24 protein-coding genes and 1 pseudogene are annotated in these 27000 nt (G+C 64.2%); 15 read left to right on the top strand and 10 right to left on the bottom strand.

The genetic code is table 11. The features are described from left to right. Nucleotides 1–57 precede the first annotated feature (57 nt). Nucleotides 58–258 carry an antitermination protein NusB gene (locus AC1DMY_RS20515; RefSeq protein WP_477166706.1) on the top strand — a complete coding sequence of 67 codons (201 nt, stop codon included), beginning with the start codon at nt 58–60 and terminating at the stop codon, nt 256–258. 63 nt (nt 259–321) lie between these two features. Here the strand turns inward: AC1DMY_RS20515 and speE are convergent, their stop codons facing one another. Beyond that, nucleotides 322–1176, bottom strand: a complete 855-nt coding sequence (gene speE / locus AC1DMY_RS20510; protein ID WP_477166705.1) for a polyamine aminopropyltransferase — start codon at nt 1174–1176, stop codon at nt 322–324. Nucleotides 1177–1572: 396 nt separating this feature from the next. On the opposite strand from speE, the gene speA reads away from it, so the two are divergent. From speA to AC1DMY_RS20485, 5 genes are all read left to right on the top strand, one after another. Then, on the top strand, nt 1573–3462 hold the full coding sequence (speA, locus tag AC1DMY_RS20505) for a biosynthetic arginine decarboxylase (protein WP_477166704.1): 1890 nt from the start codon (nt 1573–1575) through the stop codon (nt 3460–3462). A 283-nt stretch (nt 3463–3745) separates the two neighbouring features. After that, nucleotides 3746–4531 carry a 3-hydroxybutyrate dehydrogenase gene (locus AC1DMY_RS20500; protein WP_477166703.1) on the top strand — a complete coding sequence of 262 codons (786 nt, stop codon included), beginning with the start codon at nt 3746–3748 and terminating at the stop codon, nt 4529–4531. Nucleotides 4532–4637: 106 nt separating this feature from the next. Next, nucleotides 4638–5378, top strand: a complete 741-nt coding sequence (locus tag AC1DMY_RS20495; protein ID WP_046971978.1) for an acetoacetate decarboxylase — start codon at nt 4638–4640, stop codon at nt 5376–5378. 16 nt (nt 5379–5394) lie between these two features. Beyond that, a complete protein-coding gene (locus AC1DMY_RS20490; RefSeq protein WP_477166702.1) occupies nt 5395–6585 on the top strand; it encodes a DUF3734 domain-containing protein in 1191 nt (396 codons plus the stop codon). Between the two features lie 16 nt (nt 6586–6601). Continuing rightward, entirely contained in the window at nt 6602–7462 is an 861-nt protein-coding gene (locus AC1DMY_RS20485) for an NAD(P)-dependent oxidoreductase (protein ID WP_477166701.1), read from the top strand. Between the two features lie 147 nt (nt 7463–7609). Here AC1DMY_RS20485 and AC1DMY_RS20480 read toward each other — a convergent pair whose 3' ends face one another. The 4 genes and pseudogenes from AC1DMY_RS20480 to AC1DMY_RS20465 all read right to left on the bottom strand — a co-directional run bounded on the left by AC1DMY_RS20480 (nt 7610) and on the right by AC1DMY_RS20465 (nt 12227). Beyond that, nucleotides 7610–8359, bottom strand: a complete 750-nt coding sequence (locus tag AC1DMY_RS20480) for an SPOR domain-containing protein (protein ID WP_477166700.1) — start codon at nt 8357–8359, stop codon at nt 7610–7612. Beyond that, nucleotides 8360–10051 carry an arginine--tRNA ligase gene (gene argS, locus AC1DMY_RS20475; RefSeq protein WP_477166699.1) on the bottom strand — a complete coding sequence of 564 codons (1692 nt, stop codon included), beginning with the start codon at nt 10049–10051 and terminating at the stop codon, nt 8360–8362. Between the two features lie 522 nt (nt 10052–10573). Next, nucleotides 10574–11244 (bottom strand): annotated as a pseudogene (radC, locus tag AC1DMY_RS20470) (RadC family protein). A gap of 80 nt (nt 11245–11324) precedes the next feature. Continuing rightward, nucleotides 11325–12227: a LysR family transcriptional regulator gene (locus AC1DMY_RS20465; protein WP_477166698.1), complete on the bottom strand. Its 903-nt coding sequence runs from the start codon at nt 12225–12227 to the stop codon at nt 11325–11327. 114 nt (nt 12228–12341) lie between these two features. Between AC1DMY_RS20465 and AC1DMY_RS20460 the strand changes: the two genes are divergently transcribed. The 5 genes from AC1DMY_RS20460 to AC1DMY_RS20440 all read left to right on the top strand — a co-directional run bounded on the left by AC1DMY_RS20460 (nt 12342) and on the right by AC1DMY_RS20440 (nt 18196). After that, nucleotides 12342–13082: an SDR family oxidoreductase gene (locus AC1DMY_RS20460; protein ID WP_477166697.1), complete on the top strand. Its 741-nt coding sequence runs from the start codon at nt 12342–12344 to the stop codon at nt 13080–13082. Between the two features lie 40 nt (nt 13083–13122). Next, nucleotides 13123–14022 (top strand): SDR family oxidoreductase, encoded by a 900-nt coding sequence (locus AC1DMY_RS20455; RefSeq protein ID WP_477166696.1) that lies wholly within the window; start codon nt 13123–13125, stop codon nt 14020–14022. 100 nt (nt 14023–14122) lie between these two features. After that, the gene (gene coaBC / locus AC1DMY_RS20450) at nt 14123–15328 is read left to right on the top strand and encodes a bifunctional phosphopantothenoylcysteine decarboxylase/phosphopantothenate--cysteine ligase CoaBC (RefSeq protein WP_477166695.1); all 1206 of its coding nucleotides are present in this window, start codon (nt 14123–14125) and stop codon (nt 15326–15328) included. Then, the gene (dut, locus tag AC1DMY_RS20445) at nt 15325–15795 is read left to right on the top strand and encodes a dUTP diphosphatase (protein WP_477166694.1); all 471 of its coding nucleotides are present in this window, start codon (nt 15325–15327) and stop codon (nt 15793–15795) included. Before coaBC ends, dut begins: the two co-directional genes overlap by 4 nt. Nucleotides 15796–15862: 67 nt before the next feature. Continuing rightward, nucleotides 15863–18196: a phosphomannomutase/phosphoglucomutase gene (locus AC1DMY_RS20440; protein WP_477166693.1), complete on the top strand. Its 2334-nt coding sequence runs from the start codon at nt 15863–15865 to the stop codon at nt 18194–18196. A gap of 46 nt (nt 18197–18242) precedes the next feature. Here the strand turns inward: AC1DMY_RS20440 and AC1DMY_RS20435 are convergent, their stop codons facing one another. The 3 genes from AC1DMY_RS20435 to AC1DMY_RS20425 form a co-directional block, all read right to left on the bottom strand. After that, nucleotides 18243–18878, bottom strand: a complete 636-nt coding sequence (locus tag AC1DMY_RS20435; protein ID WP_477166692.1) for a DUF4124 domain-containing protein — start codon at nt 18876–18878, stop codon at nt 18243–18245. 107 nt (nt 18879–18985) lie between these two features. Continuing rightward, nucleotides 18986–19633 (bottom strand): orotate phosphoribosyltransferase, encoded by a 648-nt coding sequence (gene pyrE / locus AC1DMY_RS20430; RefSeq protein WP_477166691.1) that lies wholly within the window; start codon nt 19631–19633, stop codon nt 18986–18988. A 22-nt stretch (nt 19634–19655) separates the two neighbouring features. After that, entirely contained in the window at nt 19656–20153 is a 498-nt protein-coding gene (locus tag AC1DMY_RS20425) for a GNAT family N-acetyltransferase (protein WP_477166690.1), read from the bottom strand. Nucleotides 20154–20196: 43 nt separating this feature from the next. Between AC1DMY_RS20425 and AC1DMY_RS20420 the strand changes: the two genes are divergently transcribed. The 3 genes from AC1DMY_RS20420 (at nt 20197) to AC1DMY_RS20410 (ending at nt 22676) form a co-directional block, all read left to right on the top strand. Further along, nucleotides 20197–20967, top strand: coding sequence for an exodeoxyribonuclease III (locus AC1DMY_RS20420; protein ID WP_477166689.1), 771 nt, complete (start codon nt 20197–20199; stop codon nt 20965–20967). Continuing rightward, nucleotides 20957–22288 (top strand): AmpG family muropeptide MFS transporter, encoded by a 1332-nt coding sequence (locus AC1DMY_RS20415; RefSeq protein WP_477166688.1) that lies wholly within the window; start codon nt 20957–20959, stop codon nt 22286–22288. The genes AC1DMY_RS20420 and AC1DMY_RS20415 overlap by 11 nt, the downstream gene beginning before the upstream one ends. Nucleotides 22289–22373: 85 nt before the next feature. Continuing rightward, nucleotides 22374–22676, top strand: a complete 303-nt coding sequence (locus AC1DMY_RS20410; protein ID WP_477166687.1) for a hypothetical protein — start codon at nt 22374–22376, stop codon at nt 22674–22676. Here the strand turns inward: AC1DMY_RS20410 and AC1DMY_RS20405 are convergent, their stop codons facing one another. Together AC1DMY_RS20405 and AC1DMY_RS20400 are read right to left on the bottom strand one after the other, a co-directional pair. Further along, nucleotides 22677–23795, bottom strand: a complete 1119-nt coding sequence (locus AC1DMY_RS20405) for an anhydro-N-acetylmuramic acid kinase (RefSeq protein WP_477166686.1) — start codon at nt 23793–23795, stop codon at nt 22677–22679. A 4-nt stretch (nt 23796–23799) separates the two neighbouring features. Then, a complete protein-coding gene (locus AC1DMY_RS20400; RefSeq protein ID WP_477166685.1) occupies nt 23800–25239 on the bottom strand; it encodes an OapA family protein in 1440 nt (479 codons plus the stop codon). 183 nt (nt 25240–25422) lie between these two features. Between AC1DMY_RS20400 and tyrS the strand changes: the two genes are divergently transcribed. Then, nucleotides 25423–26634: a tyrosine--tRNA ligase gene (tyrS, locus tag AC1DMY_RS20395; RefSeq protein ID WP_477166684.1), complete on the top strand. Its 1212-nt coding sequence runs from the start codon at nt 25423–25425 to the stop codon at nt 26632–26634. The last annotated feature ends 366 nt before the right edge of the window (nt 26635–27000 follow it).

The raw sequence follows: 27000 nt of genomic DNA, 5'->3' as shown, positions 1-27000 counted from the left end.
CCGCTTCGCGACGCCCCGGGGTGATACGTCATCCTGCGCAGCACAGGAGAAAACCACGTGAACGATATTTCCTTTTTGGCCGACGGCCGTGCGGCGCCCTGGTTCGTGGGCTGGGGCACGCTGGCGTTGATCAATGCGGGCCTCGCCCAGGGCAAGAACCGCAGCGGCCTGCTGTGGTTCCTGCTGTCCCTGGTGCTCGGGCCGCTGGCCACGCTGGTGCTGGTATTCATGCCCAAGGCGCGCCAGACCCTGTTCTGAGCAGGGCCCAGAAACGAAAAAACCCGGTGCGTTGCCGCACCGGGTTCGGGGAACCGGTAGAACTTATTCGCCCAGCGCTTCGCGCATGAATTCCGGCTGGGCCAGCGCCGCCTTGTGGATATCGGCGTTGTAGTAGCGGGTCGGGAAGTTCTTGCTCAGCGCGCCGCGCTCGCGGAAGCCGGCCAGATCGCCGCCCTTGCGGACCATGGTGCAGCTCCACCAGCCGGTGGGGTAGCACGGCTGCGGGAACGGCAGGGTCTTCACGGCGCTGAAGCCGGCGGTGCGCATGGCCGAGCGCATGGACTTGATCAGTTCCAGGTGCGCGATCGGCGACTCGGACTGCTGCACCAGGATGCCGCCGTGGCGCAGGGCCTTGTAGCAGCTGCTGTAGAAGGCCGCGTTGAACAGGCCCTCAGCCGGGCCGACCGGATCGGTCGAGTCCACGATGATCAGGTCGAGCGATTCGGGCTCGGCTTCGGCCATGTACTTGATGCCGTCGATGAACAGCAGCTCGGCGCGCGGATCGTTGTTGGACTCGCACAGCTCCGGGAAATACTGCTCGGCCAGGCGCGTCACGCGCTCGTCGATTTCCACCTGGACGGCGTGCTCCACTTCCTCGTGCTTGAGCACTTCACGCAGCGTGCCGCAGTCGCCGCCGCCGATGATCACCACGCGCTTGGCGCGCGCATGGGTGAACAGGGCCGGGTGCGTCATCATTTCGTGATAGAGGAAATTGTCGCGGCTGGTCAGCATCACGCAGCCGTCGATCACCATCAGGTTGCCCCAGTCGGTGGTCTGGTAGATCTCGATGGTCTGGAACGGCGTTTTCTCGGCGTGCAGCAGCTTCTCCACGCGGTAGCCGATGGAGGAGCCGGAGGCCTGGTGGGCTTCGGTGAACCAGCTGGGATGCTGCGACATGGGGATGTTCCTGACGAAAAGATGGATTCAAAGAATCCGTAATTGTAGCCGAACGGGGTCGCAGAGGCGGTCCCGGGTGATCGGACATTGTCACAAGAGCCCGTTACAATAGCCGTCCGAACCGTCGCGCCAAGCTGCTGGCGGTTCTAAAGAAGCGCCGACCGGAATGGTCGTCATCCCAGCGAAAGCTGGGATCCAGCGACTTTCGCAGGGTGCCCAAAGGCACTGGATTCCAGCTTTCGCTGGAATGACGGCTTGGATGGCCGGCCTTTTTACGAGTCAGCCGCGGCCCCGCGGCGTGCGAGGCTTCCGGCCCGGCTGACTTTGTTTCGTCAAGGCTCGCCGCTGCGACGACATGTTCAGGGTGTTACACGCCCGTTGCATAAGGAACCCTCCATGTCGAAGCACTGGAACATCGACGCTGCCCGTCATACCTACGCCGTCCCGCACTGGGGCGACGGCTACGTCGACATCAACGAAGCCGGCCATATCGTGATGCGTCCCAAGGGCGCCACCGGCCCGGCGCTTTCGCTGCCGGCGATCGTGGATCGCGCTCGTTCGGAAGGCCTGCGCCTGCCGCTGCTCGTGCGTTTCCCCGACATCCTCGCCGATCGTTTGAAGCGCTTGCGGGAGGCCTTCGCCAAGGCCATCGGCGAATGGAACTACACGGGCGGGTATACGGCCGTCTATCCGATCAAGGTGAACCAGCAGCGCGGCGTGGCCGGTGAGCTGGTGGCCGCGGGCGAACATGGCTTTGGCCTCGAAGCCGGCTCCAAGCCCGAGCTGATGGCGGTGCTGGCGATGGCGCGCCCGGGCAGCATCGTGATCTGCAATGGCTACAAGGATCGCGAATACATCCGTCTCGCGCTGATCGGCCTCAAGCTGGGCCTGCGCGTGCACATCGTGATCGAAAAACTTTCCGAACTCGATCACGTGTTCACCGAAGCGAAGGCGCTCAACGTCGAGCCCCTGCTCGGCGTACGCGTGCGACTGGCTTCCATTGGCGCCGGCAAGTGGCAAAACACCGGCGGCGACAAGGGCAAGTTCGGCCTGTCGCCCAGCCAGGTGCTCACCCTGGTGGAACGCCTGGACCAGGCCCAGCTCAAGCACACGCTGAAGCTGCAGCACTTCCACATGGGCTCGCAGATTTCCAACGTGCGTGACATCGCCAACGGCATGCGCGAAGCCACGCGCTACTTCGTGGAACTGAAGCGCATGGGCGTGCCGCTGGACATCGTCGACGTCGGCGGCGGCCTGGGCGTGGATTACGAAGGCTCGCGTTCGCGCAGCCACAATTCGATCAACTACTCGATCGAACAGTACGCCTCCACCATCGTGCAGTCGCTCGCCGAAGCGGTGGCGGAAGAAAACCTGCCCGCGCCGCACATCATCACTGAGGCCGGCCGCGCGATGACCGCGCACCATGCCGTGATGGTAGTGAACGTGACCGAGGTGGAGCCGGTGCCCGAGGGCAATATCCCTGACGCGCACGACCACGAACCTGCCGTGCTGCGCCGCCTGCGCGAAACCTGGGCCGAGCTCGACACGCGTCCCGCGCTGGAACTGTTCCATGAAGCCCAGCACCATCTCGCCGAAGGCCAGACCTTGTACGCGTTGGGCCAGCTGAACCTCGAACACCGCGCGCATTTGGACGACATGTATTACGCCATCGCCAATGCCGTGCGCACGCGCCTGCTGCCGGCGGAGCGTTCGCATCGCCAGGCCATGGATGAACTGGACGAGAAGCTGGTCGACAAGTACTTCGCCAATTTCTCGGTATTCGAATCGGTACCGGACATCTGGGCCATCGACCAGATCTTCCCGATCGCGCCGATCGCGCGACTGGACGAGGAGCCTACGCGCCGCGGCGTGATCGTCGATCTCACCTGCGATTCCGATGGCCGCATCGATGACTACGTCGATGCCGAAGGCGTAGACGTCAGCCTGCCGCTGCACGCACTGAAGGAAGACGAGAGCTATCGCCTCGGCATCTTCATGGTCGGTGCATACCAGGAAACGCTGGGCGACATTCACAACCTGTTCGGCGACACCGACGCAGTGAACGTGCGCGTCGATGGCGATTCGTATGTTTTCGCGCACAAGCGCCGCGGGGACACCACCGACCTGATGCTCGACTACGTCGGCTACGACCTGGAAGCCCTGCGACGCAGCTATCGCGAACGTATCGCGGCGGCCGGTGTCGAAGGCGCTGCAGCGGAGCAGTTGTTTGTCACATTGAATGAAGGTCTCACCGGCTATACCTATCTGTCGGAAGGTGTGCGCTGAGGCGATAGGACGCAGACAGCTCCACGTTCGTCATCCCTGCGAAAGCAGGGATCCAGCGCCTCTTCTGCGGCGCGCGCAAGTCACTGGATTCCTGCTTGACCAGCTTCGCTGTTGTGAAGCTCCTCGCAGGAATGACGAACGGGTGAATCCGCGTTTCAAGCTGTCCATTCGTCGCATGGATGAGCACCCTTGAGCTGTGACAGCCTGTGTCGTTCCAAGCGGCACAGGCTTCCAGCCTGACAACCGTTTCTGCTTTCCCCGTTCCCCATCGACAGGAGTGGTTATGGCAAGTCTCGACGGCAAGGTGGCACTCATCACTGGCGCGGCCAGTGGGCTAGGCAAGGCAATCGCCGAGCTTTACGCGAAGAATGGTGCGGCGGTCGGCATCGCCGACATCAACCAGCAAGCGGCCGATGCAGCGGCCAACGAGATCAATGCGGCGGGCGGCAAGGCCATCGGCATTGCGATGGACGTGACCAGCGAAGACGCCGTCAACGCCGGCACCGACAAAGTGGTTGCTGCGTTTGGCCATCTGGACATTCTCATTTCCAACGCTGGCGTGCAGATCATCAATCCGATCGAGCAGTTCGCCTTCGCCGACTGGAAAAAGATGCTGGCCATCCATCTCGATGGCGGTTTCCTCACCACCAAGGCCGCGCTCAAGCACATGTACAAGGACGACCGCGGTGGCACCGTCATCTACATGGGCTCGGTGCATTCGCACGAAGCCTCCAAGCTCAAGTCCGCCTACGTCACCGCCAAGCACGGCCTGCTGGGCCTGGCGCGCACGCTGGCAAAGGAAGGCGCCTCGCACAACGTGCGCTCGCACGTGATCTGCCCGGGCTTCGTACGCACCCCGCTGGTAGAAAAGCAGATCCCCGAGCAGGCGAAAGAGCTGGGCATCAGCGAAGGCGAGGTGATCAAGAACGTGATGCTCAAGGACACCGTCGACGGCGTCTTCACCACGGTGGAAGACATCGCGCAGACCGCGCTGTATCTGGCCAGCTTCCCGTCGGCCGCGCTCACGGGACAATCGATCGTGGTCAGCCACGGCTGGTACATGCAGTAATCGCGGTGACCCTCCCGGTTACGCCGGGCGGGCGCCAATGCAGTGGGTCGATACTGCGCCACGCGCCGCCAAGAGCCGCGCGTGGCGATCTGTCCGGAGCCTTGCCATGAAGATTGCCGACGTGAAAGCCAATGCTTTCGCCATGCCGTTGACGAGCCCCGCGTTTCCCGTGGGTCCTTATCGTTTCGTCAATCGCGAATTCCTTGTCATCACTTATCGCACCGACCTGGACGCCTTGCGCGCGGTGGTGCCCGAGCCGCTGGAAGTCACCGAGCCGCTGGTCAAGTACGAATTCATCCGCATGCCGGATTCCACTGGATTCGGCGATTACACCGAATCGGGACAGGTGATCCCGGTCAGCTTCCAGGGCCAGCATGGCGGCTACGTGCATTCGATGTATTTGAATGACCACCCGCCGATCGCCGGCGGGCGCGAGCTGTGGGGCTTTCCGAAAAAACTGGCCAGCCCGCAGCTGGACACCGAGATCGACACGCTGGTCGGCACACTCGATTACGGCAAGGTGCGCGTAGCCAAGGCCACCATGGGCTTCAAGCACCGCGAGGCCGACCATCAGGCCGTGCTGGCCTCGTTGGCGGCGCCCAACTATCTGCTTAAGATCATCCCGCATGTGGACGGCACGCCGCGCATCTGCGAACTGGTCCGCTACTTCACCACCAACGTGACGCTCAAGGGCGCATGGACTGGGCCCGGTTCGCTGGAGCTGCATCCGCATGCGTTGGCGCCGGTGGCCGACCTGCCGGTATTGAAGGTGGAATCGGCCCTGCACTTCATCACGGACCTGACGCTCGACCTGGGCACCGTGGTACACGATTATCTGGCCGAGTGAGTCGAGGCTTATTCGTATGGACGTCCGAAAGAAATCCGCGAGCGACAAGACTGCCGCGCTCAACCTGCTGCAGGAGCACCACCAGAAGTACCAGACGATCGCGCTGGTGCTGCAGGGTGGTGGCGCGCTGGGTGCCTATCAGGCCGGTGTCTATGAGGCCTTGGACCAGGCGGGCCTGCATCCGAACTGGGTCGCGGGCATCTCCATTGGTGCATTGAACGCGGCGATCATCGCCGGCAACGCGCCGGAACACCGAGTGGAACGCCTGCGCGAGTTCTGGGAGAGCATTACCCGGCCGCAGTTGTTCCCCGCCTGGTTCACGCCACCGCTGGACCCGGCCGCATGGGAACTTCCCTGGCAAAACGGCCTGAGCGGCCTGGCCGCGCTGCGCGCATTGACCGAGGGACAACCCGGCTTCTTCACGCCGCGCCCGTTTCCCTTGATGCCGTGGCGGGCATCGCCTGCCTCGGCGAGCTGGTACGACACGGCGCCGTTGAAGACCACGCTGGAACGCCTGGTCGATTTCGACCGCATCAATCACAAGACATCGATGCGTGTCTCGGTGGGCGCCGTCAACATACGTACCGGCAATTTTGCCTACTTCGACAACACCGAAGGGAGTTTGCGCGTCGAGCATTTCATGGCGTCGGGTGCGCTGCCTCCCGGGTTCCCGGCCATCGAAGTCGACGGCGAGTTCTACTGGGATGGCGGCATGGTGTCCAACACGCCGTTGTACAAGGTGCTATCGGATCCGGCCTGTCGCGATTCGCTGGTTTTCCAGGTGGATCTGTGGAGCGCTCGCGGCGAACTGCCGCGCGACCTCGCCGAAGTCACCACGCGTTCCAAGGACATCCAGTATTCCAGCCGCACGCGACTCATCACCGAATACATGGCGCAGCGGCAGCGCCAACAACGCATACTTCACGATCTGATGAAGCTGGTGCCGGAAGACCAACGCAACCATCTCGCCTACAAACAGGCCGAGGTCCACGCCAGTGGTGCGCTGATCAACCTGTTCCACCTCATCTACCGAAACAAGCCGTACGAAGGGCACTACAAGGATTACGAGTTCAGCGTCGACAGCATGCGGCTGCACTGGACCAGCGGCATGGACGACATGTTGTGCACGCTCGACGAACCGGAGTGGTTCGAACGACCAACGCCCGAACACCCCTTCATTACGCACGACGTACACTGCGAAGATTGAAAACCCAGGAACACTCATGAGTCTCAAGGCAGCATTCATCGGACTCGGCGCCATGGGCACGCCGATGGCCGGTCATCTGAAAGCCCACGGCCTGTTGCACGCGGTCGCCAGCCGCACCCAGGCCAATGCCGATGCGGTGGCCAAGGAGCTTGGCGTCCTCGCGCCGTCGCTGGCGGAGATCGCGGCACAGTGCGATGTGATCGCGCTATGCGTCACCGCCGATGCCGACGTGCTCTCCACGGTCGATGCACTCCTGCCGCATCTGAGGAAGGGCGCAATCGTGGTGGATCACTCCACCGTGGCGCCCGATACGGCCAAGCAAGCCGCCGCCAAGCTGGCCACCGTTGGCGCGCAATTCCTCGACGCACCGGTATCGGGCGGCGTGGAAGGTGCAAAGAACGGCAAGCTTTCCGTGATGGTCGGCGGCGCGGCCGACGTGCTCGAACGTGCGCGCCCGGTGCTGGAAGCGTATGCCTTGCGCGTCACCCACCTGGGCGACGTTGGCGCCGGCCAAGCCACCAAGGCAGTCAACCAGGTGCTCGTGGCAGGCATTGCCCAGGGCGTCTGCGAAGGCCTCGCCCTGGCCGAAGCGCTCGGTCTCGATCCGGAGCGTCTGCTTCCCACGCTAGGCGCAGGCGCGGCCGGCAACTGGTTCCTCGAAAAGCGCGGCGCCACCATGCTGCGCAACGAATTCAGTGTCGGCTTCAAGCTGGGCCTGTTGCACAAGGACCTGGGCATCGTCCGCGGTATCGCCGAGAAAGCCGGCACCAACCGCAGCGTGATCGAACGCTCGCTCGCCGACTATGCCGAGCTGATGAAGCAGGGCCATGGCGATGACGACATTTCTGGTTTGATCAGGCTCAAGCGTAAGGGCTGATTAGGACGACTGTGGGAGCGCACCCTGTGCGCGACGGCGCCACGTTGTATCGAGACCGTCGCGCACTGGGTGCGCTCCCACAAATACACGCACATAAAAAAAGCCGCTCATTGCGCGGCTTTTTTTGGCTGCGTTGCAAGATCAGGCTTATCTGCCTTCCTTCAGCGCAATCGCGTTGATCCCCGCCGAGGTCAAACGCTGCTTGGCCGATTCCAACTCGGTGGCCGAATGGAACGGACCCAGGCGTACCCGGTTGTAGGTCTGGCCGTTGACGTTCACCGGCGACACGTTGGCGACGAAGCCCTGCATGGCGAGCTTGGCCTTCAGCGTTTCGGCATCGGACGGGCTGGGGAAGGCGCCGACCTGCAGCAGGTAACCACTGGCGGCTGGAGCAGCTGCCGCAGTCGGCGCGGGCGCCGGTGCATGCACCGCGGATTCCGGCGCAGGCGTGATGGCTTCGGCGACGGCGGCCGGACCCGGCGCCGGCTTCTGCGCAGCGGCCTGAGCCTGCTGCTGCGCGGCCGCCTGCTGGGCAGCTTGCTGCTTCTGCTGCTGTTCGGCCTTGGCCTGCGCGCTGATCACCGCATCGGGGATGCGCACTTCCTTCTCCGACAACACCGAGTAGAAGTCGTATTGCGGCTTCTTCGCGGCGGGCGCGGCATCGGTGGCGGAGGTGGATTCCGTGCCGGCGGCGCCGGCATCGCTGCCGCGCTGCGCCGTGGCCTGGGCATTGGGTTGCGGGCCGTCGCCGGCGCGCGGCGCCATCGGCAGATGGCCGCGCATGGCGAACATCAGCACGGCACCGATCAGGATGCCGATAACCGCCCAACCCCAGCCCGGCATGCCACCGCTGTTATTGCGGACGGCCTGTCGACCCTTGCCCTTGCGTGCTGCCATTTACATCTTCTCCGGGGCACTGAGTCCCAGCAAATCCAAACCGTTGCGTATGACCTGGCGCGTGGCGAGCACCAGCGTGATGCGCGCATTGCGCAACTCGGCGTCGTCCACGATCCATTTGTGCTCGTGATAGTAACTGTGAAGCGAGCCGGCGAGTTCGCGCAGATATTGCGCGATCAGGTGAGGTTCCAGATTGGCCGCAGCCGCCTCCACCACTTCGGCGTAGCGCGACAGCTCGGTGAACAGCGCCTGCTCGTGTTCGGTGTCCAGCCGCGACAGCTGGGCGACGCTGGCCTTCGCGTCCACCGGCGGCAGGCCACGCTCGGCCAGCTCTTCCAGCACGCGGCAGACGCGGGCGTGGGCGTACTGGATGTAGTACACCGGGTTGTCGTTGCTCTGCGAGCGGGCCAGGTCAATGTCGAACACCAGCTGCGAATCGGCCTTGCGCGCGATCAGGAAGTAGCGGGTCGCGTCGCGGCCGGCTTCTTCGATGAGGTCGCGCAGGGTGAGGTAGCTGCCGGCGCGCTTGGAGAGTTTCACCTCTTCGCCGCCGCGCATCACTGTCACCATCTGGTACAGCACGTAGTTCGGGTAACCCTTGGGAATACCGGTGTCCAGCGCCTGCAGGCCCGCCTTCACGCGCGCCAGCGAGCCGTGGTGATCGGAACCCAGCACGGTTACCGCGTTCACGTAGCCGCGCTGCCACTTGGTCATGTGGTAGGCCACGTCCGGCACGAAATAGGTGTAGGTGCCGTCGGACTTGCGCATCACGCGGTCTTTGTCGTCACCGTAGTCGGTGGAGCGCAGCCACAGCGCGCCGCCGTCCTCGTAGGTATGGCCGTGGGCGACCAGCTCGCGCACGGTCTCTTCGACCTTGCCGTCGTTGTAGAGCGAGGACTCGAGGTAGTAGACGTCGAAGCCGACGCCGAACGCCGCAAGGTCCAGGTTCTGCTCGCGGCGCAGGTAGGCCACGGCAAAGTGACGGATCGCTTCTAGATCGTCAGGATCCTTGGCGCCGGTGACCGCATGGCCTTCCACTTCGACCGTGTCGCCGTTGAGGTAGGACTTCGCCACGTCGGCGATGTAGTCGCCGCGGTAGCCGTCTTCCGGCCAGCCGGCGTCGTCCGGCGTCAGGCCGCGCACGCGCGCCTGGGTCGACACGGCCAGATTGTGGATCTGCACGCCGGCGTCGTTGTAGTAGAACTCCCGCCTCACCTTCCAGCCGGTGGCGTCGAGCACGCGGGCGATGCAGTCGCCCAGCACGGCGTTACGGCCGTGGCCCACGTGCAGCGGGCCGGTCGGATTGGCGGAGACGAATTCCACGCCGGCCGTCACGCCCTTGCCGGTGTTGCTGCGGCCGTAGGCGTTGCCCTCGGCGAGCACTTGGCCCACTTCGGCGTGGTAGGCGCCCGGCGCCAGGAAGAAATTGATGAAGCCCGGGCCGGCAATCTCGACCTTGCCCACCAGCCCATTGGCCGGCAGCGCCGCGACCAGCTTTTCGGCTAGCTCGCGCGGCTTGGTGCGGGCCGGCTTGGCCAGCAGCATCGCCGCGTTGGCGGCAAAGTCACCATGATCGCGGCTGCGCGTACGCTCGATCACGAAGTGGGGCACTTCGAGGTCGGCGGGCAGGGTGGCCTCATTCTGCAGGGTACGGATGGCCTGCAGCAGCAGTTCGCGCAGCTGTTCTTTCACGGTAAGTGTCTGACGGCGATGGAACCCCTAATCCTATCAGACCAGGGCCGGTCGAGCCGGCTCCCGCGTCGCGCGCCGCCGTGCTGCGATGCGGTGGGGAAGTCTGTGGATAACTCTGTGGGGAATGTTCGCTGGCGCAAGAGCTATCGCAGGGTTTTCCCGACAGAAATGTCACCGTCACAAAAAATATTCAACTAAATCAGATTATTGCAATGCACTTCTGCGGGGTTCAAGAGAATGTGAACGGAAAGTGCCGTCTCAGGCCAAATGTGCATAAGTCACAGGACGAATCATTCGTGCCGGTCTCATGCATTTGTCTCGATCCACGTAACGGCCCTGTCATGCGGCGGCGCCACACTATCTCTCGTCCCTCAGGCACCTCCCCGCCGACAGGGGCAGGAGCACGCCGTTACTCTCCTTTCTCCCCACAAGACGGCCATACGGCGCGGATCTCCCCCCGCGCCGTTGTTTTTTTTGAGCGTCGGGAAAGTTTTGACCTAAGTCGGCGCGGCGCCTCCGCGGCTAGATCAACCCCAGCATCGCCATCGACACCGGCTCGCCACTGCCGATCACCAGATGATCAAGCACCCGCACGCCGACCAGCTCGAGCGCGTCCCGCAGTTGCCGGGTAATGGTGCGATCGGCCGCGCTCGGTTCGGCGACGCCGCTGGGATGGTTGTGGGCAAGGATCACGGCCGAGGCGTTGTGGCGCAGGCAGGCGCGCACTACCTCTCGTGGATGCACGTTGGCGCTGTCGATAGTGCCGCGGAAAAGTTCTTCGAATGCCAGCACTCGGTGGCGATTGTCCAGGAACAGGCAGCCAAATACCTCGTAAGGTAGGTGCCGCAGCTTGGCGCTGAGGTAGCTGCCGCTTTCGCGTGGGTTGCCCAGCGGCCGGCGATCGGTGAGCTGCTCCGCCAGCGTGCGCCTTGCCAGTTCGAGGGCTGCGATCAGGCGGGCACGCTTGGCTGGGCCGATACCGCGCAGGCGCAAGGTGTCGCCCGGATCGGTGAGCAGGCAGCCAAGCCTCCGCTGACCACCAGCAGTTCTCGGGCCAGTGCGATGGCATCTTTGCCGACCACGCCGCTGCCCAGCAGTACGGCGATCAGCTCGGCGTCGGACAAGGCGCCGCAGCCGCGCGCCAGGAGTTTTTCTCGTGGGCGTTCGCCCTCAGGCCATTGATGGATGCTCATCGGGTCAGCCTGCCGCCCGATAACAAGCGTGGACATCAGCGCCCAGCGGAGCGCACGTGGGCATGCGCGCCGACGGCGCGTCAGATTGCTGGTGGAAACCGGGCTGCGAATTCGCCGCTCAACCAGTCGATGAAGACCCGCACGCGCGGTGAGAGCTGGCGGTTCTGCGGATACAGCACATAGACCGGCGACGGTGTGGGCGGGCATCGCGCCAGCACTTCCACCAGGGTGCCGCGGGCGAGGTCGTCCTGGACGCGATAGCAGGGCACCTGGATCAGGCCCAGGCCAAGTCTGGCGGTGGCCACGTACATTTCCGCGCCCGCCACGCTCACGGCATGGGGCAACAGGCGTTCGCGCACGGCGCCATCCACGCAGAATTCCAGCGGCAGCGCACTACCGGAGGCGGAGGACACGAAGGCCACCATCTGGTGCCCGTCCAGATCATCGGGCGATGTCGGCGTGCCATGGCGTTCCAGATATTCCGGGCTCGCGTAGGTGCCTTCCACTAGGGTGGCGATCTGACGGCCGATCATGCTGCTGTCGGTGGGCTTGCCCACGCGCAGGACGCAATCCACCCCTTCACGGACGAGGTCGACGTAGCGGTCGCCCTCGCCGATGCGCAGCTGGATGTCCGGATAGCGCTCGAGAAACCTGGGCAGTCCCGGGAGCATGAAATGCCGGGCCAGCACGCTGTGCACATCCACCCGCAACAGGCCGCTCGGACGTGCCCCCGTAAAGGCGGCTTCGGCTTCCTCGATCTCGGCCAGGATGCTCAGGCAGCGCTGGTAATAGGCCTCGCCGTCCAGTGTGGCCCGCACCTGCCGGGTGGTGCGTTCGAGCAGTCGCACGCCCAGCCGGGTTTCCAGCCGTTTGACCACCTCGGTGACGGTCGAGCGCGGCAGTTCCAGGTCCTGCGCGGCCAAGGTGAAGCTGCGGCGCTCCACGATGCGGGCGAACAGGCGCATGGCGTCGACCTTGTCCACTGTTCGCTCTATCCGAATGATGATGACGGATTTAAGCAGATTATCCGGCGGACGGAAAAGACCATCCTTTGCTCACCCCGACAAGCAGTCGGCCCCTTCCAAAGGATGCTCCCCATGTCTGCACAAGCTTCCAAAGTCGCCATCGTCACTGGCGCTTCCCGTGGTATCGGCGCGGCCGTGGCCGAACGTCTGGCCCGCGACGGCTTTACGGTCGTCATCAACTACGCCGGCGATGCCGCTTCCGCCGAGGCGCTGGCCCGCAAGATCGAAAATGCCGGCGGCCATGCGCTGACCGCACAGGCCGATGTGGCCGATCCGGTGGCGGTGCGCCGGATGTTCGATGCGGCCGAGACCGCGTTCGGCGGCGTCGATGTGCTGGTCAACAACGCCGGCATCATGCAGCTGGCGCCGCTCAGCGATACCGACGACGCGCTGTTCGATCGCACCATTGCGATCAACCTCAAGGGCAGCTTCAACACGCTGCGCGAAGCGGGCAAGCGCCTGCGCCAGGGTGGTCGCATCGTCAATTTCTCCACCAGCGTGGTGGGGCTCAATTTCCCCAACTACGGCGTCTATGTGGCCACCAAGGCCGCCGTGGAAGCGATGACGCACGTGCTGTCCAAAGAGCTGCGCGGCCGGGCCATCACCGTCAATGCGGTAGCGCCGGGTCCGACGGCCACTGATTTGTTCCTCAAGGGCAAGACGCAGGAACAGATCGACCAGCTCGCCAAGGCCGCGCCGCTAGAGCGCCTGGGCACGCCCGATGACATCGCCAGCGTCGTGTCCTTCCTCGCCGGCCCCGACGGCAGCTGGGTCAACGGCCAGGTACTGCGTGCCAACGGCGGTCTTGTCTGATTCCGCTTAATCGCATCGCCACCCTTCTGGAGAACGCATCATGAAGTACGTCATTGTCATCACCGGCGCGTCGAGCGGTTTCGGCCTGATGAGCGCCCGCGCGCTGGCCCATGCGGGTCACACCGTCTACGCCGGCATGCGCGAAACGGCTGGTCGCAACGCGGATCGCGTAGCCGACATGCGGCGCTATGCGCAGGAACAGGGCGTGGACTTGCGCGCCATCGAGATGGACGTGGCCTCACAACCCTCGGTGGATGCCGCCATCGCCCAGATCGTGGCTGAGCATCAGCAACTCGACGTGGTGATCCACAATGCGGGGCACATGTCCTACGGTCCGGCCGAAGCCTTCCTGCCGGAACAGTTCGCCCAGCTCTACGACACCAATGTGCTGAGCACGCAGCGTGTGAACCGCGCCGCCCTCCCGCAATTGCGCAAGCAGGGGCGCGGGCTGGTGGTGTGGGTGTCTTCCAGTAGCGTACGCGGCGGCACGCCGCCGTATCTGGCACCTTATTTTGCCGCGAAAGCGGGCATGGATTCGTTGGCGGTGAGCTATGCCGGCGAGCTGGCGCGCTGGGGCATCGAGACGTCCATCGTCGTGCCCGGCGCCTTTACCAAGGGCACCAACCACTTCGCCCATGCCGGCGCGCCGGCGGATGAGGCGGTTGCCAGGATCTACGCGGAAGGTCCCACCGCCGATTTCAGCGAAGTCGCCTTCAAGGGACTCGCCTCGCTGGAACCTGCCGATGCCGACCCGGAAGCCGTCGCCCGGGCCATCGTCGAGGTGGTGGACAAGCCCTTCGGCAAGCGCCCGTTCCGCGTACACATCGATCCCTCAGAGGATGGCGCCGAGATCGTCAACGGCGTGGCCGATCGTGTCCGTGCGGAGCTGCTGCGCCGCATCGGTCTGGATGACATCCTCCATCCGCGCGTGACGGCTTGAGCGCATGGCGGGCGGTGATCAGCCGCCCGCTTCACTTTTACCGAGCAGGACGAATGATTCCGGTAAGCTACCGCCCCAAACGGTAGTCAGGCCCAATCACATGAGTCTTGCCCAACGCCGCATCCTGCTGGGCGTGTCCGGCGGCATCGCTGCCTATAAATCCTGCGAGCTGGTCCGTCGCCTGGGCGACCTCGACGCCGAGGTCCGCGTGGTGATGACCGAGAACGCGGCACACTTCGTCAGTGCAACCACCTTTCAGGCGCTGTCCGGCCAGCCGGTGCGCACCAGCCTGTGGGATGCCGCGGCCGAAGCAGCGATGGGCCATATCGAGCTGGCCCGCTGGGCCGAGCGCATCATCATCGCGCCGGCGAGCGCCGACCTGATTGCCCGCCTCGCCCATGGCATGGCGAACGATCTGCTCACCACCGTCTGCCTGGCCAGCGCCGCGCCGCTGTATGTCGCGCCCGCCATGAACCAGCAGATGTGGGCGCATCCGGCGGTGCAGGCCAATGTGGAAATACTGCGCCAGCGCGGCGTGCATATCCTCGGCCCCGCATCGGGCGACCAGGCCTGCGGTGACATAGGCTCGGGTCGCATGCTGGAACCGTTGGAGCTGCGCGAAGCGATCGTCAGCTCCTTCAGCGCACAAGTTCTGCGCGGGCTGAAAGTGGTGGTGAGCGCCGGTCCTACGTATGAAGACATCGATCCGGTGCGTTTCATCGGCAACCGCAGTTCCGGCCGCATGGGCTTCGCCGTGGCCGAAGCGGCCGCGCAAGCCGGTGCGGCGGTGACCCTGGTGGCCGGCCCCGTGAGCATGGCGACGCCGCCTGGCATGACGCGCCGTATCGACGTGCGCAGCGCCGAGCAGATGCGCGACGCGGTGGTGACTGCCTGCGCCGGCGCGGACATCTATATCGCCGCTGCGGCGGTGGGTGACTACCGGCCGGCCGAGGTGGCCGATCACAAGCTGAAAAAGCACGACGGCGCGCCCCTGGAACTGCGTCTGGCCGAGAATCCGGACATCCTCGCCACGCTGGCTGCGCAAACCGTGCGCCCCTTCTTGGTCGGATTCGCCGCGGAAACGCATGATGTGGAGCGATACGCGCAAGACAAACTCAAGCGCAAAGGATTGGACATGATTGCCGCCAACCAGGTGGGCGGTGGCCTCGGATTCGAAGCCGCCGACAACGCCCTTATGCTCTACGGTCCCGACGGGGCCATCGAACTGCCGCGCGCTTCCAAGACGGAACTGGCACGCCAGCTGGTGGCCAAGGTGGCCGAGCGTTACCGGGCGGTGCGCCAGTGACGGGCGGCAACGGAGTCGACGTCGAGCTGAAGATCCTCGATCCGCGCCTGGGAGATTCCATTCCCTTGCCGCAAGCCGCAACCATCGGCAGCGCCGGCATGGACTTGCGCGCCGCCATCGAGGCACCGCTGACCCTGCAGCCGGGCGACAGCGTGCTGGTGCCCAGCGGCATGGCCATCCATATCGGTGATCCGGGCTGGTGCGCGCTGATCGTGCCGCGCTCGGGCCTGGGCCATAAGCACGGCTTGGTGATGGGCAACCTGGTGGGCGTGATCGACGCCGATTACCAGGGCCCGCTGATGATTTCATGCTGGAACCGCGGCACGCAGCCTTACACCATCGAGGTGGGCGATCGCATCGCTCAACTGTTGCTGGTGCCGGTGGCGCAGGCACGGCTGAAGGTGGTGCAGGAGTTTGCGCCGTCGCAGCGTGGCGAGGGTGGGTTCGGTTCGACCGGGGTCAACTGAGTGCAAAGTGGTGCGGGCGCTTGCGCTCGCATGGGAAGCGACCAGATCGCCTGTGCGGGGACAGGACATGGCCAACATTTTCAACGTCGGTAGCCGAAGTTTTGCCGGATCCATCGACGGACGCCGGCTGCTGCCATTCGCCGCGGGCACCTTGCTGGTGCTCGGCGGTTTGTTCTGCCTCTGGCAGGGTTGGCAGATCTTCGACGAAGGCAATGTCGTCGAGCGCGTGCACGCTGCCCAGAAGCAGGCAGCGGACGCCCTGGCAGCGGACATCGCCAGCGAGCGCGGTCGCGTGGAAGCGGCGGTCCACTCGCTGGACCCGGCTGCGATCGTGGCCGATCCAGCGCAGGCCGCCACTGAACTGCGTCAGCTCATTCCCCACGCGCTGGCGGTGGATGTTTACAGCGGCGGCCTCGACGAAGTGGTGCACGCGAACTATCGCGTGTTCGGCTACGGCAAGGCAGCTCAACTGATGACGGCGCAAACCGCCGACGGCAAGCCCCTGGCCCAGTCGGTGCCTGATGCCCAAGGCATGCGCGTACTAGCGCTGGTGGTTCCGGTGGGGCCGGCGGCGCACCCGCAGGCGTGGACCTGGGTGGCACTGCCGTTCGCTCCGCTGCAGGAGCGCTTTGAATCTATCCCCACGGGGAGCGGACGACTGGAATTGCGCCAAGGCGATGACCGCGGTGACCTGCGTCTGCTGGCTGCGGGCAACGGCTCGGCCGAACGCGAAGCGAGTGGCAGACCAGTCGAAGGAAGCACCTTCAGCGTGCTTGCTGCCTTGCCCTCGGCTTTTATCGTGATGCCCCGTGTATGGCCGCTGGCAGCCCTGCTCGGACTGCTGTGCCTGGCCGGTGGCGTCTATTTGATCTGGATGCGCGATCGACTCGGGACTCGCCGCGTCCGCAACGACACATCGGAGCCGGTGTTGTCGGATCTGCTTGAAGCCGAACAGGCCGCGGAAACGCCTGTGGCACCCGCACGCATCGCAGCGCCCAAGCCCGCCCAGCCCGCGCCGGTCACCGTCGACCCAGTGATCTTCCGTGCGTACGACGTGCGTGGCGTGGTCGGCAAGTCGCTGACCAAGGAAGTGGCTCGTCTGCTGGGCCAGGCCATCGGCACGGTGATGCACGAGAAAGGTCTGCCGGAAATCGTGGTCGGGCGCGATGGCCGCCTGTCGGGCCCGGAACTGGCGAGTGCCCTGTGCGACGGCTTGCGCGAAGCGGGCATCGACGTCATCGAGCTGGGCACAGTCCCGACGCCGGTGGTTTATTACGCCGCCTACCGCTTCAACACGGGTTGCGGTGTGGCAGTGACCGGGAGCCACAACCCGCCCGACTACAACGGCTTCAAGATTGTGGTCGGTGGCGAGACCTTGTCCGAAGGCGCCATCCAGGATCTCTATCAGCGCATCGTCGGCAACCAGCTGGAGCGCGGCGGCAAGGGCAATCTTCGCCATATCGATGTGATCCCCGACTACATCGACCGGATCACTTCAGACGTGCAAGCCGAGCGCCGCCTGAAGGTAGTGATCGACAGCGGCAACGGCATCGCCGGCGCGGTGGCGCCGCAGGTGCTGGAGGGCATTGGCTGCGAGGTCATTCCGCTCTACTGCGACGTCGACGGCACGTTCCCCAATCATCATCCCGACCCGTCCGATCCGCACAACCTGGAAGACCTGATCTTCGCGGTGAAGCAGACCGGCGCGGATCTGGGCATCGCATTCGATGGTGACGGCGACCGTCTTGGCGTGGTCACCAAGGATGGCGAGATCATCTTCCCCGACCGCACGCTGATGCTGTTCGCACGCGACGTGCTGTCCCGCCAGCCGGGGGCCACGGTCATCTACGACGTGAAGTGCACCGGCCATCTCAAGGGCGTGATCCTGGACGCCGGCGGCAGTCCGATGATGTGGCGCAGCGGCCATTCGCTGATCAAGGCCAAGATGCGCGACACGGGCGCGGAGCTGGCTGGCGAAATGAGCGGCCACTTCTTCTTCAAGGAGCGCTGGTACGGCTTTGACGATGGCATTTATGCCGGCGCGCGCCTGATGGAAATCCTTGCCGGCGATCTGGAAGAGCGCACGCCGGAGGAGCTGTTTGCCACCTGCCCCAAGGGCGTGTCCACGCCGGAGCTGAAGGTGGAGATGGGCGAAGGCGAGAACTACCGCTTCATCGATGCTTTCCGCCAGAAGGCATTGATGGGCGACGCCACGCTCACCACCATCGATGGGGTGCGTGCGGACTGGTCCGATGGCTGGGGCCTGGTGCGTGCCTCCAACACCACGCCGACCCTCGTGCTGCGCTTCGACGCGGACAACGAGGCCGCGCTCGCACGCATCAAGAAAGTCTTTCGCGCGCAGCTGCTGGCGGTCGATCCGTCACTCAAGCTGCCGTTCTGAGAAAAAAAAGCCCCGGCATGCCCGGGGCTTTTTGGCAGATCGGGGATTACAGGCCCTTGGCCTCGGCGGCCTTGAGTTCGCGGTAATGCACCAGATCCTGCGCGTTCTTCTGCACTTGGGCATCGCGGGCGTTCTGCTGGTGTTCCAGCGTATCGCGTTGATGTGCCACCACGTCGCGCTGCTTGGCAATACTGTCGCCAAGATATTTTGGCACCGGCTGCTTGGCGCGCTCGGCATCGCCTGCTCGCGTCAACAGATCGGTCAGCGCCTTTTCCTGGCTGCGCAGATTGGAGCGCGTGGTCGCGATCTGCTGATCCATGCTGTCGAGGTTTTCCTGCTGGGATGTCTTGTAGGCCGCCTCGGTGGGGTAGGCCGCGAGCATCTGCGCGTCGCTGCGTTTGCGTTGTTCGGCGGCGCGATCCACCGCCGCCTGCTGTTCCGCGACCTTCTGGGCGGCGGCACGCTCCTCTGGGGTGAGCTGGCGGTCGACGTGCTGCACGACGAGGCCGCGATCGTTGACCAATTCGTAGCCGAACTTCATGGCATCGGCAGTGAGGCTGTCGCTGTAGTGCGGCAGCCCGGCCGCGTCCTTCCAGCGATAGCGATAGGTTTGCGCCTTGTTCTGTGCCTGCACGACGGTGGTCAGCGCGAGCAACGCGATGACGAAAGCTATTTTACGCATGGAATTCCCCCTTGTAGGCGGAAGTATAGCGGGCGACATCGTGACACCATGACGTTGGCACGATGTCCCTGCATGCGGTGTGACCGGCTTCGCCAACTGCCCGCGATTCAGGCGTTCACGCCGTAGCGTTCGCGATAAGACACCAGGCGGGCGTGCTCCGCGGCCAGGTCCGGGTGGCCGCCAGCGTAGGCCAGTACGTCGCCGAGACTGGTGATGGCAATCACCGGAATGCCGTAGTCGGCCGTGACTTCCTGCGCGGCAGACAGCTCGCCCTGGCCGCGCTCCTGGCGGTCGAGCGCGATCAGCACGCCCGCCGGCGTGGCGCCCTGCGCCCGGATCAGTGCCAAGGACTCGCGTACGGCGGTGCCCGCCGTCATCACGTCGTCCACGATCAGCACACGCCCCTTCAGCGGAGCGCCGACCAGCACTCCGCCTTCGCCGTGATCCTTGGCTTCCTTGCGGTTGTACGCCCAGGGCAGGTCGCGACCGTGCTGGTCGGCCAGGGCGATCGCGGTGGCTGCGGCCAGCGCAATGCCCTTGTAGGCCGGACCAAACAGCATGTCCACCTCGATGCCGGAATTCACCACCGCGGCAGCGTAGGCGCGACCCAGCTGGGCCAGCGCGGCGCCCGAATCGATGCGGCCCATATTGAAGAAATACGGGCTCTGGCGGCCGGACTTCAGGGTGAACTCGCCGAAGCGCAGCACGTCGCGCTGCAGGGTGAGTTCGATGAATTCGCGCTGGTAGTCGTGCACGGCAGCTTTCTCTCGTTCGGATTCAAAGGGGCAGGGCGCCCAGCATCACGTGCTGAGGCCCGGAACGCCCGCCATGGTACAGCCCGCCGGTCTCCCGGAAGCCGGCGCGACGATACAGTGCAAGCGCCGATGTGTTGCGGACGTTGACGGTGAGCACGAGGTTGCGTGTCCCAGGATGGCGTTGCGCGAGATCGCGCATCACCGCAGCCAGCGCGAGCGTGCCCAGGCCCTGGCCCTGCCACCGGGCGTCGATGAAGAACGAGCGCAGGCCCAGGGTGGGCTCATCGAAATCCATGTCCGCGATGCTCCGGGCCTTCTTCTCGATGCGATAAAAGCCGATCGGCTCGTCGTTGTGCAGGATCGCCATGGCTTCGCTGCCTTCGCACAGCAGCGCATCGGCCAGCGACACGGCAATAGGGCCGACGAAATCGCGCTGCGGCTCGTGCACCTGAAGCTGCAGCAACGTCGGGTAGCGCGTAGCGTCGGCAGGCACGACGCGGATATCGGGACGATCGGACATGGTTGCTATGATGGCGCATCCCTCGCGAGCCCGGGCACCTTATATGCGCATCATCAGTCTCAACGCCAACGGCATCCGTTCCGCCGGTACCAAGGGCGTGTTCGAATGGCTACGCAAGCAAAAGGCCGATGTGGTCTGCCTGCAGGAGACCAAGGCGCAGGAAGACCAGCTCTCCGATGCCATGTTCCGTCCCGACGGCCACCATTGCTTTTATCGCGATGCCAGCAGCAAGAAGGGCTATAGCGGCGTGGCCATCTACGCCAAGCGCGAACCCGATGCGGTGCTCACCGAGCTGGGCTGGGACGCCTTCGACAACGAAGGGCGCTACATCGAAGCTCGCTTCGGCAACCTGAGCGTGGTGTCGCTTTACGTGCCATCGGGTTCGTCGGGCGACGAGCGCCAGCAGTTCAAGTTCAAGGCGATGGAGTGGATCGCACCGATCTTCGACAAATGGATGAAGAGCGGCCGCGACTACGTGCTGTGCGGTGACTGGAATATCGTGCGCAGCGAGTTGGACATCAAGAACTGGAAGTCCAACCAGAAGAATTCCGGCTGCCTGCCCGAAGAGCGCGCATGGCTCAACGACCTGGTCGACAAGCACGGCTGGGTCGACAGCTACCGCACGCTGCATCCCAAGGGCGAGGACTATACGTGGTGGTCCAACCGCGGCAACGCGCGGGCCAACAACGTGGGTTGGCGCATCGACTACCAGCTGGTCACGCCCGGCCTGCGCGATCGCCTGAAGCACTGCTCGGTGTACCGTGATTCCTGGTTCTCGGACCACGCGCCGTATACGGTCGACTATGCCGACTGAGGCGGCGCCGCCCAAAAAGCAGAAGCTCGCGGTATGGCATGCGTTTACCCAGCCCGCTGCGTGGACGATGTTCCTGCTGGGCTTTTCCTCGGGCCTGCCGTTCCTGCTGGTGTCCTACACCGTTGCCATCTGGCTGCGAAAGCATGGCATCGTGCTGAAGGAAATCACCATGATCGCGAGCGCGGGGATGTTCTACGCGCTCAAGTTCCTGTGGGCTCCGTTGCTGGACCACGTAAGACTGCCTGGCGCATTGGGGCGTCTGGGCCAGCGGCGCAGCTGGCTGTTGCTGGCTCAGTTCGCCGTGATGGGCGGTCTGCTGGCGATGGCCCAGTTGACGCCGTCGCAATTGCCTTTGTTCGTGGCGGCGACCCTGGTCGTCGCATTCTTCGGCGCCACCCAGGACATCGCGGTCGATGCCTATCGCATCGAGATCGCGCCAACGGCCACCCAGGGTGCGTTGGTGGCTACCTATTCGCTGGGCTACCGCATCGCGCTCATCGTCACCGGCGCCGGCGCGCTGATTCTGGCCGACCATCTGGATTGGCCCGTCATCTATAGCGTGTTCGCGTTGGCCATGCTGATCCCTATTTTGGCCACGCTGTTTGCGCGCGAACCCGATGTGGTGCGGACAACGCCGCCCAGCTGGCGTGCAGCGATGCAGCTGAGCGTGATCGATCCCTTCGCGGATTTCTTCCGACGCTATGGCTGGGCGTTGGCGAGCATCACTTTGCTTTTCATCCTGCTGTTCAAGATCCCCGAACAGGCGACGGTGGGCGGCGTGATGGGCCCGTTCTATCTGGACATGGGGTTCACCCAGACGCAGATCGGCACGATCACCAAGCTGTGGGGCGTGTGGATTGGCATCGTGGGTGTCTTCGTCGGCGGTGCAGCCGTGGCGCGCTGGGGCGCGTGGCGTAGCCTGGGGGTGTCGATGGTGTTGGCGGGCGCCAGCAACCTGGGCTATCTGTGGCTGATCGCGCACCCCGGCAACCTGGCGGTGCTGACGGTCGTCATTTCGGTGGAGAACTTCACTCTCGGCGTGCTGGGTCCGCCGATCGTGGCCTATCTTTCCTCGCTGGTGAGCCGCGAACACACGGCGACGCAGTACGCCCTGCTCAGTTCCATGGTCAATCTACCCGGCAAGGTGCTGGGCTTCTTCGCCGGCGGCATCGCCATGACCACGGGTTATGGCGGGTATTTCGTGTTGACCGTGATCTCCATCGTTCCTGCCACGCTGCTGTTCACCTACCTGTGGCCGCGCTACAGCAAGGATCGCCCCGGCGATCAGGCGCCCGCGCTGGAAGAGAAAGCCAGCGTGTGAATCAGCCAAGCGGTCGATAGTCTCGCCCTTGACCCTGTGACAAGATGAAGTCACAGGGGGCTTATGACTGTCGGAGGAAGCGTCCGTGCCGGACCTCGTCATACGCCATATCGACAACCTTATGGCCGAGCGCATCAAGACGCTCGCCAAGGAAAGGCAGTGGTCGATCAATGACGTGGTGCTGCATGCACTGCGCCATGGCCTTGGCATGGCCTCATCCAATGTGTTCGCCGAAACCATGCTCGATCCCGGCGACCTGACCACCCTGGGCGGTCAGTGGGACGCCAAGGAAAAGGCCGCCTTCCAGGAAGCCGTGCAAGCCCTTTCCCGCGCTCCAACGGCAGCGTTGGCGCAGGCGCACAGCGTATTGGGCGACGACAGCTTCTGATCAGCGCGGTGCGGGATAGACCGCACCGAGCACGCGTGGACCCCGCGCCCCGGTGACCGCGGGAAGATTCCCCGGCAAGCCCAGCAGACGTTGGCGCGCGAGCCACGCAAACGCCGTGGCTTCCAGATAGTCCGGATCCACGCCATGAACGGCGGTGCTGGCCAGCATGCGCGTACCCAGCAGCTGCCCCAGCCGCCCCATCAGTACGGCGTTGTGCACGCCACCGCCGCAGGCCAGCACGTCGACGGCGGCTGGCGCATGGCGTTCGATGGCCTCGGCGATGCTGCGGGCCGAAAGCTCCAGCAGCGTGGCCTGCACATCGGCAGGCGGTAGCGCCGTCACGCCGGCATGTTGTTCCAGCCAGGCGAGATGGAAGTGTTCGCGTCCGGTGCTCTTGGGCGGCGGCAGCGCGAAATAAGGATCGGCGACCAATGCACCGAGCAGCGCCTCGTCCACGCGACCCGAAGCCGCGAAAGCGCCGTTGGCGTCGTACGCCGTGCCGCGATGGCGCTGATGCCAGGCGTCCATCAGTCCGTTGGCCGGGCCGGTATCGAAACCGAACACCTTGCCGGCTGGATCGAGCACGGTGATGTTGGCGATGCCACCCAGATTGAGCACCACGCGCACGCCATCAGCGCGACCCAGCAGCATGGCGTGGACCGCGGGCAATAGCGGCGCGCCCTGTCCGCCGGCAGCCACGTCGGCACGGCGGAAATCGGCCACCACATCGATGCCGCAGCGTTCGGCGATCACCGACGGATCACCCGCCTGGAGCGTGAAAGGAAACTCGCCGGCCGGGCGATGCCGCAAAGTCTGCCCGTGCGAACCGATGGCGCGCACCCGCGGAGCATGCGTGGCGTTGCGGGCCAAGAGCTGTTGAGCCGCCTCGGCGAAACATTGTCCGATCGCGACATCGAGGCGCCCATAGGCATCCAGGTCGAGCCGTGTTTCGTCCTGCGCTACAGCCAGCAGTCGCGTGCGTAATTCGTCCGGCCACGGATGGGCCAGCGCATCGACCAGCTGCGGCCTGTCGTTGTCGAAACTCACCAGCGCGGCATCGATGCCGTCGGCGCTGGTGCCCGAGATCAGGCCAAGGTAAAGCGCCTTCGAGTCATCCACGGGATCAGTCGTCGTTGCGCTTGGTGCCGCTGGCCTTGGCCAGCTTCATATTGGCGTCCAGCGTCTTCAGGCGGGCCAGCTGCGGCTGCACCACCTGCGACTTGAACTTGGCCAGCTGCGCGCCCGGCAGCGGTTCCGGCTTGGGCAGGGTGACCTTCTGCGGATCGCGCTGCACATTATTGACGCGGAATTCGTAGTGCAGATGCGGCCCGGTGGCCAGACCGGTCATGCCCACATAGCCGATCACTTCGCCCTGGCCCACATGCTGGCCCACCTTTTCATTGGCGAACTTCGACATGTGTCCGTAGGCCGTGCTGATCGAGCCGTTGTGCTGCACGATCACGAAATTGCCGTAGCCGTTCATCCAGCCCTTGAACTTGATCACGCCGTCGCCGGCCGCATGGATCGGCGTGCCAGTGGGCGCGGCATAGTCCACGCCCTGGTGGGCGCGCATCAGGCCGAGGACCGGATGCATGCGAGCCGCGCTGAACTGCGAGGAGATACGGGTGAAGTCCACCGGAATGCGCAGGAACGACTTCTGGATCGGGCGGCCGTCCTCACTGAACCAGCCGTAGCTGCCGTCTTCCTTCTTGAAGCGGTAGGCGGTGTAGCGCTCGCCCTGGTTCACGAACTCCGCCGCCACGATGTCGCCTTCATGCAGATAGGCGCCGTCGCGGTACACGTCGTCGTAAATTACGGTAAAGCTGTCGCCTTCGCGCAGGTCCTGCACGAAGTCGATGTCGTATTTGAAGAGCTCGGCCAGCTTGAGCACCATCTGGTTGCTCATGCCCGCCTTGGAGCCGGCGGCAAACAGCGAGCTGTCGATGCTGCCGTGGGCCACGTGCTCGCGATGTTCCACTTCGCGCGCTTCCGCGGTGATGGTGGCCTTGTCGGCCTCGAAGCGCATGGTGGTGCGGTTGGATTCGTCCTTGTCGAAGCGGATGCCCTTGAGGCTGCCGTCGCTGTCGAGCAGAAAGTCGAATTCCTGGCCGGGGCTGATGTGATGCAGCGCCTTGGCATCGCCCGACTGATCCACCACATGCTGTACATCGGTAAGGCTCAGGCCCTGGCTCTGGAACAGATCCGACAAGGTCTGGCCGGGCTGGACCTGCACGATGTGCCAATCTTCCACAGTCGGTGCCTGGGCGGTGACCGGGACGGCCTTGGGCAGTTCCAGCGGCAGCACGGCGTGCGCGGTCGAAATGGTGTCCGGGCGCATGGCGCTGGCCCAGGCAGGAATCAGGAAGCCGGAAACGGCCGTAATAAGGAGGGCGGTGCCAGCGAGGATCCAGCGTTCGCGATGCCAGCGGATGGGCTCGGCCTCACCGTGGCAACCGAAGGACCAATGGGAACACCGCTCGTAAAAATGAGAATGACGCTGCTGCGCCTTTCGACGCATAGCCTGTTTGCGCGCAGCGCGCGCGTTCTCGTTTCTCTCACCCATGCCCGGTGTTCCCCAGGTACTACATTTCTAATTGCCGCGTACCATAGCGGCCCTGTGTAAAGGGCGTCAACGCCTTTTCCATCAATGGGTTGCGATAACTTTTCGGTTAACGCACACTTAACGGAACCGGCCGGGAAGCTAAGCTTTCCGGTGCCGCCCAGACAACGAAAATTTGAGGAATACATGAACGAGCTTGAGCAGGCGCTGGCCACCATCGCGCGCGGCGCCGACGAAATCATCAAGCAGGAAGAGCTGGTCGCCCGCCTGAAGCTCGGTCGTCCCCTGCGCATCAAGGCCGGTTTCGACCCGACCGCGCCGGACCTGCACCTGGGGCACACCGTGCTGCTCAACAAGATGCGCCAGTTCCAGGACCTGGGGCACCAGGTCATTTTCCTGATCGGCGACTTCACCGGCATGATCGGCGATCCGACCGGCAAGAACGTCACGCGCAAGCCGCTTTCCCGCGACGACGTGCTGGCCAATGCCCGGACCTATGCCGACCAGGTCTTTAAGGTGCTGGACAAGGAGCGCACCGAGCTGCGCTTCAATTCCGAATGGTTCGGCCAGATGACCGCGGCCGACATGATCAAGCTCGCCGCCCAGCACACCGTGGCGCGCATGCTCGAGCGCGACGACTTCTCCAAGCGCTTCGCCGGCCAGCAGCCCATCGCCATCCACGAATTCCTGTATCCGCTGGTGCAGGGTTATGACTCGGTCGCTCTCAAATGCGACGTCGAGCTGGGCGGCACCGACCAGAAGTTCAATCTGTTGATGGGCCGCGCGCTGCAGGAGCATCACGGCCAGCCTCCGCAGATCGTGCTCACGATGCCGCTGCTGGAGGGCCTGGACGGCGTCAACAAGATGTCCAAGTCGCTGGGCAACTACATCGGCATCAATGAGCCGGCCATCGACATGGTCACCAAGACGCTGAAGATCGGCGACGAGCTGATGTGGCGATGGTTCGAGCTGCTGAGCTTCGACACCTCGCTGGAGGACCTCAAACGCATGAAGCACGAGGTGGAAACCGGCGTGCTCAATCCGCGTGACGCTAAGCTGCAATTGGCACGCGAATTGGCGACGCGATTCCACGGCGCCGCCGCCGCGGAACAGGCGATCGCCGGATGGCACGCGGTCGTGCGCGGCGAGGGCGATACCAGCCTGTTGCCGCTCACTGAAATTGCAGTGCCTGCGGAAGGCCTGCGCTTGCCAGCACTACTTACTGCTGCGGGCCTCACGCCAAGCAACGGCGAAGCGAATCGCAAACTCAAGGAACGCGCCGTGCGCATCGATGCAGAAGTTGTCGAAGATGCGCAACGCGTGTTTTTGCCGGGTTTTGAAGGGGTTTTGCAGATCGGCAAGCGCAACTTCGCTCGCGTGTTGTTGACGCAAGCGTGAGTTGATCGCGGTGACGCAACGTCATCGCGATGCGTCGATCAACAGAGTTTCGCGTGAGAACAACGTCTTACGCGAAACATCAAAAATAATTTCAAAAATTGCTTGTCAAAGGTGGGGTGCCTGCCTATTATTCGCCTCCCCGCCGCTGGCAGCGTCTTCCAACGGCAACAACGACAGCAAAAATTCTTCGCTGAAGGTGTTGACGGACAGGGAAAACGATGTAAGATGAGCGGCTCACTCGGAACGAAATGTTCCAACGCCGAAACGGCAACGTTCGGTAAGTGATTGAGATCTTTGACAGTGTGCGCAGGTGACTTGTGTGGGCGTCTTGCGACGGACGATTGAATGTCCAATAAATGCAAGCGC

It is taken from the genome of Dyella sp. 01L423 (genome assembly GCF_056399945.1).
Note: the sequence above shows the minus strand (reverse complement) of the source record. Positions and strands in the feature narration are given on the sequence as shown.

What these genes read in the sequence shown, in the direction of transcription:
- speE (WP_477166705.1), bottom strand. Translation starts at nt 1,176, where the DNA reads ATGTCGCAGCATCCCAGCTGGTTCACCGAAGCCCACCAGGCCTCCGGC.
- speA (WP_477166704.1), top strand. Translation starts at nt 1,573, where the DNA reads ATGTCGAAGCACTGGAACATCGACGCTGCCCGTCATACCTACGCCGTC.
- AC1DMY_RS20500 (WP_477166703.1), top strand. Translation starts at nt 3,746, where the DNA reads ATGGCAAGTCTCGACGGCAAGGTGGCACTCATCACTGGCGCGGCCAGT.
- AC1DMY_RS20495 (WP_046971978.1), top strand. Translation starts at nt 4,638, where the DNA reads ATGAAGATTGCCGACGTGAAAGCCAATGCTTTCGCCATGCCGTTGACG.
- AC1DMY_RS20490 (WP_477166702.1), top strand. Translation starts at nt 5,395, where the DNA reads ATGGACGTCCGAAAGAAATCCGCGAGCGACAAGACTGCCGCGCTCAAC.
- AC1DMY_RS20485 (WP_477166701.1), top strand. Translation starts at nt 6,602, where the DNA reads ATGAGTCTCAAGGCAGCATTCATCGGACTCGGCGCCATGGGCACGCCG.
- AC1DMY_RS20480 (WP_477166700.1), bottom strand. Translation starts at nt 8,359, where the DNA reads ATGGCAGCACGCAAGGGCAAGGGTCGACAGGCCGTCCGCAATAACAGC.
- AC1DMY_RS20460 (WP_477166697.1), top strand. Translation starts at nt 12,342, where the DNA reads ATGTCTGCACAAGCTTCCAAAGTCGCCATCGTCACTGGCGCTTCCCGT.
- AC1DMY_RS20455 (WP_477166696.1), top strand. Translation starts at nt 13,123, where the DNA reads ATGAAGTACGTCATTGTCATCACCGGCGCGTCGAGCGGTTTCGGCCTG.
- coaBC (WP_477166695.1), top strand. Translation starts at nt 14,123, where the DNA reads ATGAGTCTTGCCCAACGCCGCATCCTGCTGGGCGTGTCCGGCGGCATC.
- AC1DMY_RS20440 (WP_477166693.1), top strand. Translation starts at nt 15,863, where the DNA reads ATGGCCAACATTTTCAACGTCGGTAGCCGAAGTTTTGCCGGATCCATC.
- AC1DMY_RS20435 (WP_477166692.1), bottom strand. Translation starts at nt 18,878, where the DNA reads ATGCGTAAAATAGCTTTCGTCATCGCGTTGCTCGCGCTGACCACCGTC.
- AC1DMY_RS20425 (WP_477166690.1), bottom strand. Translation starts at nt 20,153, where the DNA reads ATGTCCGATCGTCCCGATATCCGCGTCGTGCCTGCCGACGCTACGCGC.
- AC1DMY_RS20420 (WP_477166689.1), top strand. Translation starts at nt 20,197, where the DNA reads ATGCGCATCATCAGTCTCAACGCCAACGGCATCCGTTCCGCCGGTACC.
- AC1DMY_RS20415 (WP_477166688.1), top strand. Translation starts at nt 20,957, where the DNA reads ATGCCGACTGAGGCGGCGCCGCCCAAAAAGCAGAAGCTCGCGGTATGG.
- AC1DMY_RS20400 (WP_477166685.1), bottom strand. Translation starts at nt 25,239, where the DNA reads ATGGGTGAGAGAAACGAGAACGCGCGCGCTGCGCGCAAACAGGCTATG.
- tyrS (WP_477166684.1), top strand. Translation starts at nt 25,423, where the DNA reads ATGAACGAGCTTGAGCAGGCGCTGGCCACCATCGCGCGCGGCGCCGAC.